Annotated in this window: 12 protein-coding genes; all 12 read left to right on the forward strand. The window is 47.7% G+C overall.

The annotated features are described in order from the left end of the window. Positions 1–129 precede the first annotated feature (129 nt). Entirely contained in the window at positions 130–1,224 is a 1,095-nt protein-coding gene (locus ACFQ88_RS37655) for an L-dopachrome tautomerase-related protein (protein ID WP_379462880.1), read from the forward strand. Positions 1,225–2,303: 1,079 nt separating this feature from the next. Next, positions 2,304–2,624: a rhodanese-like domain-containing protein gene (locus ACFQ88_RS37660; RefSeq protein ID WP_379462882.1), complete on the forward strand. Its 321-nt coding sequence runs from the start codon at positions 2,304–2,306 to the stop codon at positions 2,622–2,624. A 32-nt stretch (positions 2,625–2,656) separates the two neighbouring features. Then, complete coding sequence (locus ACFQ88_RS37665) at positions 2,657–3,229, forward strand: sulfurtransferase TusA family protein (protein ID WP_379462884.1); 573 nt, start codon at positions 2,657–2,659, stop codon at positions 3,227–3,229. Between the two features lie 104 nt (positions 3,230–3,333). After that, positions 3,334–4,473, forward strand: coding sequence for an MBL fold metallo-hydrolase (locus tag ACFQ88_RS37670; RefSeq protein WP_379462886.1), 1,140 nt, complete (start codon positions 3,334–3,336; stop codon positions 4,471–4,473). A gap of 12 nt (positions 4,474–4,485) precedes the next feature. Next, on the forward strand, positions 4,486–4,713 hold the full coding sequence (locus ACFQ88_RS37675; RefSeq protein WP_239631014.1) for a sulfurtransferase TusA family protein: 228 nt from the start codon (positions 4,486–4,488) through the stop codon (positions 4,711–4,713). A gap of 117 nt (positions 4,714–4,830) precedes the next feature. Further along, on the forward strand, positions 4,831–5,310 hold the full coding sequence (locus tag ACFQ88_RS37680; RefSeq protein ID WP_239631015.1) for a DsrE/DsrF/DrsH-like family protein: 480 nt from the start codon (positions 4,831–4,833) through the stop codon (positions 5,308–5,310). A gap of 70 nt (positions 5,311–5,380) precedes the next feature. Further along, complete coding sequence (locus tag ACFQ88_RS37685) at positions 5,381–5,641, forward strand: metal-sensitive transcriptional regulator (RefSeq protein ID WP_239631016.1); 261 nt, start codon at positions 5,381–5,383, stop codon at positions 5,639–5,641. A gap of 232 nt (positions 5,642–5,873) precedes the next feature. Further along, positions 5,874–8,027, forward strand: coding sequence for a stalk domain-containing protein (locus ACFQ88_RS37690; protein WP_379462890.1), 2,154 nt, complete (start codon positions 5,874–5,876; stop codon positions 8,025–8,027). Between the two features lie 207 nt (positions 8,028–8,234). After that, the gene (locus tag ACFQ88_RS37695) at positions 8,235–9,875 is read left to right on the forward strand and encodes an extracellular solute-binding protein (RefSeq protein ID WP_239631018.1); all 1,641 of its coding nucleotides are present in this window, start codon (positions 8,235–8,237) and stop codon (positions 9,873–9,875) included. A 102-nt stretch (positions 9,876–9,977) separates the two neighbouring features. Next, entirely contained in the window at positions 9,978–10,892 is a 915-nt protein-coding gene (locus ACFQ88_RS37700; protein WP_239631019.1) for an ABC transporter permease, read from the forward strand. Positions 10,893–10,922: 30 nt separating this feature from the next. Beyond that, positions 10,923–11,819 carry a carbohydrate ABC transporter permease gene (locus ACFQ88_RS37705; protein WP_239631020.1) on the forward strand — a complete coding sequence of 299 codons (897 nt, stop codon included), beginning with the start codon at positions 10,923–10,925 and terminating at the stop codon, positions 11,817–11,819. A gap of 130 nt (positions 11,820–11,949) precedes the next feature. Continuing rightward, entirely contained in the window at positions 11,950–13,053 is a 1,104-nt protein-coding gene (locus ACFQ88_RS37710; RefSeq protein WP_379462892.1) for a response regulator transcription factor, read from the forward strand. The last annotated feature ends 2 nt before the right edge of the window (positions 13,054–13,055 follow it).

The raw sequence follows: 13,055 nt of genomic DNA on the forward strand, positions 1-13,055 counted from the left end.
CATAATCCACCAAGTCGGTATACACGAACTTTCGGGGTTCCCGTAAAAATATTATATTATCCAGGCACTTGAACCACATTCAGTCATATAAATAGGTAATAGCAGTTCGAACTTGTTGAGGAGGATTTTATGCAAGTGATGTTACCGAGTGAAAAGTATTTCGGTAAGTTTGAGGCGTTTTTTTTATTTTACGGAGCCATGCCTACAGGCGTTACTGTTTCTGAAACTGGGCGCATTTTTATTTGCTTTCCAAGATGGGGAGACGATGTTAAATTTACGGTGGCTGAAATCGTTCGCGGTACATTACAGCCTTATCCTAGTTTAGACGCTAATTTGGTAAGCCAATCGAATATCACAACGTCCTTCATTAGTGTCCAAAGTGTCGTTGCTGATGGAAAGGGAACGCTTTGGGTACTGGATACGGGGGCTCCTAATTTCTCAGAACCCATCAAAGGGGGGGCTAAGTTAGTCGCTGTAGATTTAAATTCAAATACCATAAGAAGTGTATATACATTTACGGAAGATGTTGTCTTGCCAACCACATATCTGAATGATGTCCGATTTGATTTTCGAGTTGGTAAAGCAGGTTATGCTTATATAACGGATTCGTCTTCCCGAGGACCAGGAGCCATTATTGTCGTTGATTTAGAAACGGGCTATGCCTGGAGACGGTTAAACGGAGCAAATTCAACCTCGCCCGATCTCTTTTTCTTACCGAAAGTTGAAGGTAAAATCCTGATGAATCGAAACAAAGACGGATCTACTTCACCGTTTAGATTGGCATCCGATGGTATAGCGATTTCCCCGGACGGCAAGATGTTGTATTTTTGTCCTCTCTCCAGTCGTCATCTGTACTCGATTTCGACGGAAGCCCTAAGAGACCGAACGATACCGGATATGAATTTACAGGATCACGTGAAGTATTGGGGAGAAAAAGGTGCTTCAGATGGAATGATCACCGATGCAAAAGGAAACGTTTATGCTGGAGACTATGAAAACAATAGTATTCGAAAGATATTGCCGAATGGAATAATGGAAACCATTGCACATGATCCGAGGATTTTATGGCCGGATACTTTTTCAATTGGTCCAGATCAATACTTATATTTCATCGTGAACCAATTACATCGGCAGGCAAGATTTCATTATGGAAATGACCTGCGGCAGAAGCCTTATAGTTTACTCCGTATGAAAATAGACGAACCGCCTGCTCCTACCTTTTAGTAAATATTTCGCTTTACAAAGTTGACTCTATTTGCATAGAAAATGTATTTTATGACTTTAGGGTTATTAAGAATTTGGAGGCTGCCGCTCGGCAGCCTGTTCAGCTATCGGGGAACGTTAGTTGAAGCCCCAACCCAAGTAATCGCCAGCATCGATGAGCTCCTTGCGGCAATCCCCCGATACCATCGCCCTCGGCAATGCCAAGCTGGGTAAAAGAGCTGTTTACCCATAATACCGGGCGCTTCCGGAGCAAGAGAGACAACGTTATAATTCTGTACCGCCCCGAACGACCATGCAGCAATCATCCAGATTATGAGCAATGTGATAGAGACCATTAACGAACCAGAGATGATGGATAGCAGTATGAGGGCGAGAACATGAAAGACATTGTGCCGAAAAGCATACGAGTGGTACCGATTCGATCAGCTAGGAACCCACCAAACCTGGAGCCAATCACAGCGCTTATTTCCCGATCACCTATCTTCTTAACCATTATTACATATCCCGAAAAATCAAGTGAATAATTAGCCGGCATTGCTGTTGGCAACACTGATATGGAACGGAGTTGAGGAAGTACCTGATCAAACAAACCGAAGTACGGGGTGTGACTTTAATGAAGCGATGGGCAGTGAAGCTTGAGTGAAAATGCGTTTACTGAGAAATGGATGTGCGAAAGTGACGGCACGAGGCATTATATTCAAGTATTTACCTGCGCTATAGATATTGTTGCACTCTGGCGTTATACCTAAAAACACACAATTTGGCATGCCCGTATCGATAAGCAAGGCTTGACGAAACAGAATGAAATTATTATAGTAGTTATATACCCATAGGGGTATGTGTATGTTCGCGAACACCGAAAGTACTAACTGTCTTGAGGTTATTTTTTTGCTTGAAATAATACCCTATGGGGTATGATGGTACTGGCTTCCGGTACCTGAAGCAATGATTAACCTACCAGAACACTTGCTTCACCGATCGGAGCTTAAGAGAAACAATAGCTACGGCCCTTTTGATCAAATCAAGTCCGTTATCATGTTTACATTACCATTCTATTTTCCAAAGAAAGGATGATCCAAATGAGTGCGGCATTTTACAAAGAACTGCCTCCGCAGGAGGTTCAAGAGCGTATCCTTCGACAAGAGAAAGTGACACTTATTGATGTGCGTGAATCCGATGAATGGGAAACAGGGCATATTCCAGGCGCCAAACATATCCCACTGGGCCAAATAGCCAGAGCGATGAACGAGCTCGATAGAAAGGAAGAAGCGATTATCGTGTGCCGGAGCGGGAATCGAAGCGGCAAAGCTTGCGAGTATTTATCTTCATTCGGCTATAGCGTAGTGAATATGACCGGCGGCATGAGTCAATGGTCTGGCCCGGTCGAGTACGGCAAATAATAGGGTGCACCTAACATAGGAGGTTTATTCTAATGAACACTGTGAATGTGAATCAAGTATTGGAATGTGAAGGTTTGGCTTGCCCGCTGCCAGTAGTTCGAACCAAAAAAGCGATGGATGAAATGAAATCCGGCGAGGTGCTGGAAGTCAGAGCTACCGACAAAGGCTCGGTTGCCGACCTGCAGAGCTGGGCGAAGCGAACAGGGCACCAATACATTGGATTGAAAGAAGAGGACGGCGTGTTTCGACATTTCATTCGTAAAGCGGACGCTTCGGAAACGAAGAAGGAAGTCATCTATCCACATACGATAACCAACGAAGAAATCCTTACTAAGTTGTCTGCTGGAGAGAAGCTGCACCTTATCGATGTCCGTGAGCCTGCCGAATATGCGTTTGGCCGAATTCCCGGAGCGGTATCGATTCCTGCGGGTGAGATTGGCGACAGAATTCATGAACTCGACCCGAATCAGGAATATTTCGTAGTTTGCCGTACGGGGACCCGCAGTGACATGGTGTGCCAGATGTTGAATGAACAGGGCTTCCAGCAAGTAAAAAATGTTGTGCCTGGAATGAGCGGCTGGACCGGCGAAATGGAGAAAGAGTAACGATAGGTCGAGGAATCTAGAATATCGGATTTCAATGCACTCATCTTCATCGATAGCCGCGTTTAAGCACATAAACATACTAACAGAAGGAGGTCTACATTGACATGGAATCGGCTCAAATTATAACGGCAAAAGAAATCGCTCGAAAGATTCTCCAGAAAGAAAAGCTGTTCATCCTCGATGTCCGAAACGAAGCGGATTACAACAATTGGAGAATCGAAGGGGAAAGCGTAGAGATCACCAATGTTCCTTATTTCGAATTATTGGACGGAGTCGACCCGGCGCTCGACCGGATTCCAAGCGGGCAAAGCGTTGTCGTGGTGTGCGCCAAGGAAGGCTCATCCCAATTCGTTGCAGAACAACTCGTCGCGACGGGAAGGAGCGATATCTTTTATTTGCAAGGCGGGATGAAAGCTTGGAGCGAGCATCTTGAGCCGGTGAAGGTAGCCGACCTCTCGGGAGACGGGGAGCTGTACCAGTTCGTTCGCTTGGGGAAAGGCTGCCTATCCTACATGGTCCTCTCAGGCGGGGAAGCTGCAATTATCGACGCAAGCCGCATGACGGAGCAGTATGAAGACTTCATGAAGGAAAAAGGAGTCACGCTTGTTCACACTATCGATACGCATCTTCATGCCGATCATATCTCGGGCGGAAGAACGCTCGCAGAGAAGCATGGAGCCCTATACCATTTGCCGCCAAAAGACGCAGCGGAAGTGACCTTTGATTATGAGAAGCTGGAGGAAGGCAAGGACATTCACGTCGGAAAACAAGCGATCAAGGTCCAGCCAATCTACTCGCCTGGGCATACGATTGGTTCCACCTCCTTCATTATCGACGATACTTACCTGCTGTCCGGCGATATTCTTTTTGTCGAATCGATCGGTCGTCCGGATCTGGCGGGTATGGCGGAAGACTGGGTAGGTGACCTGCGGGAAACGTTGTATACGCGGTTCGCCGAGTTATCGGAGGCTTTGCTTGTGCTCCCTGCCCATTTCGGCAATAGTTCCGAGCTTGGAGAAGGCGGACTGGTGGCTGCTCGTCTAGGGAAGCTGTATCAGCATAATCCGGGGCTCAATCTTCATGACGAGGTAGAATTCCGCAAAACGGTTACCGAAAACCTGCCTCCGCAGCCCAATGCGTATCAGGAAATTCGTCAAACGAATATGGGAAAAATCAATCCGAATGAAGGGGAACAGCGCGAAATGGAAATCGGTCCGAATCGGTGCGCCGTTCACGATAAATAAGGAGGAACTACGATGAATAGCGATAAACTGCTGGATGCCAAAGGATTAGCCTGCCCGATGCCGATTGTAAAAACGAAAAAATTGATGGACCAATTGCAATCGGGTCAAGTGCTGGAAATCCATGCGACGGATAAAGGCTCCCAAAGCGATCTTGCGGCATGGACCAAAAGCCAGGGTCACGAGCTGCTGAACCATACGGCAGAAGACGGTGTATTCAAGTTTTGGATTAAAAAGGCGTAGCGATCGGTAGGGAACAACGATGTTCGGTGCTGTGGTTTCCTTCTTTTTAAGGGGGCATTCTAACGATTTTATATACCTATACATGTATAGGTAATTTGGGAAAGGCGGGCTGATTTCATGGCTGAGAAAGAGAAAACAACGATAGTGCTTTTTAGCGGGGATATGGATAAAGCCATTGCGGCTTTTATTATTGCCAACGGCGCAGCTGCTTATGATCATGAGGTGACGATCTTTTTTACATTCTGGGGATTAAACGCTCTACGTAAAGATGAACCCATAACTGTCAAAAAAGGCTGGCTAGAAACGATGTTCGCCAAAATGATGCCGCGCGGTGCGAACAAGATGGGGTTGTCCAAAATGAACTTCGGCGGCATGGGGCCTCAGATGATCAAGCATGTGATGAAGAAGCACAATGCTTTGTCGCTGCCGCAATTAATCGAGCTGGCTCAGGAGCAAGGAGTCAAATTGGTCGCCTGCACGATGACGATGGATCTTCTTGGCTTGCAGAAGGAAGAACTGCTGGATGGGATTGAATATGCAGGAGTTGCAGCGTATTTGGGAGATGCCACCGAAGCTAAGGTCAATTTGTTTATATAAAGCAGGTTGTTTTCACCGTTTGGATAAGCAATAATATACCTATACCGGTATCATGGATGGGGGTTATAGGATGCAATACGATGATGATGTAAAAAGAAGACTGAAGCGGGTAGAGGGACAAATTCGCGGCGTGCTGAAAATGATGGAGGAAGAACAGCCCTGTAAGGACGTTGTCAGCCAGCTGTCCGCTGTCCGAAGCGCCGCAGATAAAGCTATAGCCTATATCGTCGCCGTCAATTTGGAGCAGTGCATTAAGGAGGAAATGGAAGCGGGAAGAGACAGCAGCAAAATCGTTCAGCAAGCCGTAGAGCTGTTGGTGAAAAGCCGTTGATGTTATAAAAGCATACTGCAGATGAGCCTCCCTTTTTTGTGGAGGCTCAATTATTTAGAAATCATTAGCTTCGTCAGCTAATGATTTTTTTGTTTATTCATAGAAGCGCAATTAATTTAATATTGTCGAAAAAAGGAAAATTTCCAATGTTTGTGGAATAAGACTAACGGACTAGTCCGTAGTGGCTGACTGGAACTTCAAACGCAGACAGAGAAAAGAGGGAATTAGAGAAATGAAAAGATGGACATGGCTTACCTTGATCCTCGGGATAGCAGTAGGGTTATCGCTCCCGGCAGGCAATGGATACGCCGAAGAGAAGCTTATCGAAGACCCGGTATTGGAAGCAGCTATTAAGCAGGAACTGAAGCTTACGCAAGACGCAGAGCTTACCCAGGAGCACTTGCTTCAATTGACATCCTTGTATCCGAAGGGGGAGGGGAAGATCCGGAGTCTGAAAGGGCTGGAATATGCGCAGCATCTTACAGGGCTATACTTGCCTAACCAGGAAATAAAGGATATTGCTCCTCTTGAGAAGTTAACAAGTATTGCTAGGCTTGGTTTAAACAGTAATCAGATCGAAAATATTTGTCCCATCGCAAATATGTACGAGTTAAAGCAGTTGGTGATCTCAGGAAATAACATCCAATCCATCGACTGCTTATCGCAAAATTACAATCTCACGGATTTATTAATAGGTAAAAACAAAGTTCAAGATATAACGGCGCTGGCACACCTGCCTTTAAAATGGGTTGGCCTCGAAAATAATCAGATTACGGATATTCAGCCGTTGGAGGACCATGCTACCTTAGAGACAGTTTACCTTAACAACAATAACATTCAGGATATTCGCCCCCTTACGTCAATCAAGAATCTAAAAACGGTAGTTCTTAAAGATAATCCTCTGAAGGATGCAGGAAAGCCGATTATTGATCAATTGACGGCACGAGGAGTTACTATAAACGAAATGCAGTCAGGTACAAAAGCACCGAAAGATATAACGGTAAAAGTTGATGGCCAACGTGTAGTGTTCAATGAGAATCCAACAATTGTAGAAGGAAGCACGATGGTGCAGTTTCACCCACTGTTCGAAGCGCTTGGAGTACAGATTGAGTGGGACGAATCCAAACAAGAGATTACAGGCAAGAAGCAGGGGCTGCAAATCGATCTTAAGATGAACAATCCCACGGCAACGGTTAACGGTGTGAAACAAATGCTGCCGGTAGCCCCTATGATCATTAACGGTAATGCGTTCGTCCCCGTCCGGTTTATTAGCGAAGCGTTACATTATGATGTCGTGTGGGATGCAGTTACCAAAACGATAAATATGTATACTGAATGGCAAGAGTTTGCAAGTGATGATCGCACTTGGTCATTTAAGGCAAGTCATAAGTGGAAAGATCTTTCTCGTTCCCAACCTCCTGGATATTATGTTGATGTTTATGCCGTATTCAATAAAGCTGAATTCATTTTTTTCGAGGATAAGTACTCGCCAGCCCAGAATTTAAACGAATACGTTGAAGCAATCAATAAGTATGATGCTTATGAAGGTATCACTCTTATATCAGATCCCAAGACATTTTCTATTAATGGGCTGGATGCAATAGAAGTATTTTTCACTACAAAGTCACTTAATAATCAGGCTAAAGTTCATATGATCATTATCCAAGGCAAGCACAGATTCTACAGACTCGGAATTGGATCACTAGAAAAAGATTTCGATGATTACTCCAACGAGCTCATGGAGATAGCAAAAACATTCCGGGAACTTCCGACACCCCAAGAAAAAGTAGCGGAGAAGTTCAAAGGAATGAGCGCGGAGCAGCGGATTCGCGAGACCTTTGCCTTTTATAAGCAAATGGGCTTTTTCCAATCGGTGGATGCAGGCGCTGCGGAGAAGACCTTCCTCGATAACTATGCCAAAGAATTTGCAGTGGACGAGGAATATGACCCGTACCGGGACCATACATACTATCAAGTGTTCGCCGACCTGTTCATCCTGGAGCACGACAAAAGCCGGGTTTGGATGGAGGATACGGAGGCGGATGTCGGCAAAGGCAATAATGTCTACGTCCGAGTGCTGAAGGATTGGGCGAAAATATCGCGGGGAGCCTTCCAGCCAACCAACATTGAGGAGACATGGAATAGCCAAAACGGACCGGTCAAGGTTACATTTACGTTAAACGGGGAAGAGGTTACTCTCTATCCCCAAAACTTGAACGACTTTATCGATGTCGGGATTGTCAAGAAGATTAATGCCAAGATTGCCGGCAGCGGGTATCAATTTGCGGTAGTTGTAATGGATCAATCTGCGTTTGTAACGGTACTTAACGAGCAAGAGCTGGCTAAAATACGCAATGAGCGTTTCTGGCCGCTAGTGGAGTTATAGGAATTTTAATCATGATAAGGTCGAGCTGAAGCGGGACGATGGTCCTGCTGTTGGCTCGGCTTTTTTTCATTTTCCGACATCATCCGCAAACTTCGAACAATCACTATGGTTTTTAAACGATTCCCCGATTGTGAATCCGGACCCGGTTCCACATAATAATAGATGTACTTAAGTCCTATACAGATACATACAGGGGGAGGATTTTCGATGAAAAAGAAAGTAATCTCAGCCTCGCTCGTCGTTGCGCTGGGCACCACCGTGGCTCTTACCGGATGCGGCGGCGCAGACGAAAAGGCCCAGGCGGATAGCAAAGCGGCAGCGGAAAAAGTATCGCCGCCCGGCACATTCCCGATCGTGAAAGACAAAGAAACGTTAAAGGTGTATAACGTCGGCGATCCGAACATCGAAGATTTGAACACGAATGAATTTACGAAATGGTACGAGAACAAAACGAACATTCATGTCGACTGGACGGTCGTTCCGACGACGGCCAAGGATGAGAAGCTGCAGGTGACGCTGGCCGGAGGCGATTTGCCGGACGTGTTCATGAACGCGGGCATCAGCTCCAGCCAGCTGGTAGCTCTGGGCTCTCAAGGCGTCTTCCTGCCGTTGAACGATTTGATCGATAAATATGCGCCGAACATCAAACGGGTTATGGAAGAAACGGCTTCGTATTCCAAACCGTATTTTTACGCGCAGGACGGAAACATTTACGGCTTGCCGAATATGGGCGAAGTGGTTCACTCCACGATGCCTCGCAAGCTGTGGATCAACAAAGCGTGGCTGGACAAGCTCGGTCTCCAGGTTCCTACTACAACCGACGAGCTGTACAACGTGCTGAAAGCATTTAAGGCGATGGATCCGAAAATAGTTCCGCTCTCCGGAGCGAACCAGGCGAACAATGAGATCGACGGCGCCCTCATGCAAGCGTTCACTTATTATGAGCGTGGAACTTACGTTGAGGTGAAGGATGGACAAATCCAGTTTTCCGCCAATACGCCGGGCTTTAAAGCCGGACTTGCTTTCATGAGAAAGCTCGTTCAGGAAGGGCTGATGCAGCCGGAAGCGTTCATTCAGGACCGCAAGGCGCTGACCGCTTTGGCGGAAGACCCTGCAGGCTCGCGTCTCGGTGCGGCATCCGCACTGTACTGGGGACAGTTCACGGTAGATAACGGCCCTAGCGGACGGTACAAAGACTACGTGCCTGTACCGGTGCTGAAAGGGCCTAACGGCGAAGCTTACGGCTACGACCGCGGCTATGCGCCGCTTCCGGGATCTTTCGTCATCACGAAGGATGCGAAGAATCCGGTTGCCGCCATCCGCTGGATTGACTGGCTGTACGATGAGCGTACGGGCATTCAAGAGGGCGCATCGTCCAGCTGGGGGATTGAAGGCCAAGGCTGGAAAAGACCTGCTCAAGGCGTTCTCGGCTTGAACGGCAAGCAGGCGCTGGTCGAACCGATCGTGCCGTTCGGAACGAAAACGAACATCCGCTGGGGCCAGACGGCCGCACGCTTTACGGCGCGCGACGTTCAAGAGGGCGGAGTGGTGACTCCGGACAGCAAGCTGGAGTCGCAATTGCTGGACATTACGAACAAGTACTATAAGCCGTTCGCCAAGCCGGACAGCCACGTACCGTTCATGTTCATGTCGGGTGATGATCTGACCAAGTATGGCGACGTGACGAAGAACATTCAGAACACCGTTCAGCAGTTCATGCTGAAATTCATTACTGGCAACCTCGATCTGGACAAGGATTGGGACAAGTATTTGAAAGAGCTGGATAACGCAGGCTTGCAGCAATACATTCAAATTTTGCAAAGCAACTATGAAAAAACGAAAAAGTAATCAGGCTTGAAAGCCCGCAAGACCCGGGTCATTCGGAATTCGACAATTGCGATGCCCGGTTTTTCTTTTTTTGCCACAAACCACCGGAAGGGGATGAGAACTATGATCAAAGTACAGCGTAAGCAAATCCTTGAAAACTGGCAGTTATATGCGCTTGTTGCGATTCCGTTTCTTTACGTCATTATTTTTCACTACGTACCGATGCTCGGCATTCAGATCGCTTTCAAGAATTACAATATCGTCAAAGGCATATGGGGGAGCGAATGGATCGGCTTCGACCATTTTCAGCGTTTCTTTCGCTCGTATGAGTTTATATTGGTGTTGAAAAACACGCTGCTGCTTAATTTATATAATCTGGTGGTCGGCTTTCCCGCGCCAATCGCTTTGGCTCTTTGTCTCAATTACATCCGCAACGAGCATTACAAAAAAGCGGTTCAGCTCGTCACCTACGCGCCGCATTTCATTTCCGTCGTCGTTCTTGTCGGGATCGTCATTCAGATGTTTTCCCCGCTGACGGGCATCCTTTCCCAACTGATTACATGGTTGACCGGCGAAAAAATCAATGTGCTCGGGGATCCGGCCTACTTCAAATCGCTGTACGTCTGGTCCGGCGTCTGGCAGCATATCGGATGGGGCTCGATCATATACTTGGCCGCCTTGTCATCCGTCGATCCTCAGCTGCATGAAGCGGCTATCGTGGACGGAGCATCCAAGCTGCAGCGGGTCCGCCATATCGATATTCCGAGCATAATGCCGACGATTGTCATGCTGCTCATTCTGGAGTTCGGTAAAATCATGACGGTCGGATTCCAAAAGGTGCTCCTGCTGCAAAATCCGATGAACGTCGACGCCTCCGAGGTTATCGACACGTACGTGTACAAAATCGGCTTCATTACCGGGATGCCCAACTATTCTTACGCTACGGCGATCGGGCTGTTCAAATCGCTGATCGGTCTTATTCTGATCATTACGGCCAACAAAATTGCACGCAAAGTGAACGATACGAGTCTTTGGTAGACATCCAATTAACAAGCTGAGGTGAATGACATGAACGAAAACCGACTGATCCGCGACTCCGGGGCCGACAAGCTGTTTACTTGGATGGTCTATGCCGTAACGTTTATTATCTTTTTGCTGGTGCTCTACCCGATACTGTACACGCTCAGCGCTTCCTTCAGCTCCCCGCAAGCTCTCGTTGCCGGTAAAGTATGGCTGTGGCCTGTCGACTTCGGTTTCGAAGGCTACAAAGCGGTACTGCAGTACAAGGACGTATGGGTCGGCTATTCGAACAGTATTTTTTATATGGTCGTCGGTACGCTGATTAACGTCGTCATGACGATTGCAGCGGCGTATCCGCTGTCGCGCAAAGATTTTGCCGGACGCAAATTTATAATGATGACGTTCGCGTTTACAATGATTTTCTCCGGCGGCTTGATTCCAAACTATTTGCTTGTCAAAGAGCTGGGCTTGCTGAACACGCGCTGGGCGCTGCTTATTCCTAATGCGATGAGCGTGTTCAATGTGGTTATGACGATGACGTTTTTCCGCTCCAATATTCCGGACGAGCTGCTCGAATCGGCCAAAATCGACGGCTGCAGCAACTTCCGCTTTCTCGTCAGCATCGTGCTGCCGGTTTCTGGAGCGATTATCGCCGTTATTACGCTGTTTTATGCGGTTGAGCATTGGAACGAGTTTTTCAGCGCATTGCTCTATTTGAACAAAAAGTCGATGTTCCCGCTGCAAATTTATTTGCGCGAAATTTTAACGATGAATACGGCCGATCAATTGACGACGAGCATCGCCGATCAAAATCAGCGTCTGTATTTGAACGAGCTTTTGAAGTATTCGCTCATCATTTTTTCCAGCTTGCCGCTGATGGTGATGTATCCTTTCATTCAAAAGCATTTTGTTCGCGGCGTGATGATCGGCTCGATTAAAGGTTAATCCGAAAATTGGAAGGAAACGACCCTGGTTGCATCAGGCTATCCCTCCGTTATAATAAGAACGAGTCATACAGATTACGGCTGTATTGCGAACTTACTTAGGATGTTAGCTACGGAGGAGAGTGACCTGCATGTTGCGTGTTCTGATAGTCGACGATGAGCTGCATATTCGCTCAGGCATCAGGGCCAAGCTGGAGCAGTGCGGCGACAGCTCGATTGCTGTCTGCGGCGAGGCGTCGGACGGCCAAGAAGCGCTCGACTGGCTCGGCCGGCATTATGCCGACCTTTGCATCACCGACATTCGGATGCCGATCATGGACGGTCTTGAGCTGATCCGCCATATCAATGAACGGTATCCATGGATGAAAAGCGTTATCGTCAGCAGCTATGACGATTTCAATTATGCGAAGACGGCGATGGCTTTGCACGTTTCCGAATATATATTGAAGCCGGTAGAACGGGAGATGCTGCGAGAAGCAGTGAAAGATGCCAGAGGCGGTCTATTCCGGGAACGGCTTGACCGTGCGCATAAAATTGTCGCCGAACGGCTGAACCAGTCTCACGGGCTAATGCAGCATTGGGTCGACGTGATCCAAACCCGGCAGGCGGATAAATATCCGCTGCTTGTTGTCGATACGCTGCTGATGATGGAAAGCTGGATTCAGCACGAGTATTATATGCTCGACTCCTTATCGGCGGCCTGGATCGATATGGTGGCCAAGCAGGCGAAGCTTACCGTTCCGGGCTGTGCAGAGATTATAGACCGGGAGCTTGGCTTCGACCGGGAATGTCTGCTCCATGAGGAGGAGCGCGTCTATTTCCGGCTTGCAGCAGTACACCGCTTGGAAAACAGCGTGCTGAGCCTGTTCGACCGGATGAAGAACGACTTCGGATCGGAAAACGCCAAGCTCGTGTACCAGGTGAAAAACTACATCGAGCAGCATTATCATGAGAAAATCAACGTCGCCGAGCTGGCCGATCAAATCCCGATCAGCCGCTCCTACTTGGCGGTGCGGTTCAAGCAAGGTACGGGAACGACCATTTCGTCGTACTTAACCGACGTTCGCATGAATAAAGCGAAACTGCTCCTGCTCGACCAGCAGACGAAGGTCTATGAGGTGGCGAACCGCGTCGGCTATGAGAACGGGGAGCATTTCGCCAAGCTGTTCAAGGACCATTGGGGGATTACACCGAAGGAATACCGCAGGCTTATGGGCATGACGGTCGAGGTATAGCC

The organism is Paenibacillus sp. NPDC056579 (assembly GCF_042793215.1).
Lineage (GTDB): Bacteria > Bacillota > Bacilli > Paenibacillales > NBRC-103111 > Paenibacillus_S.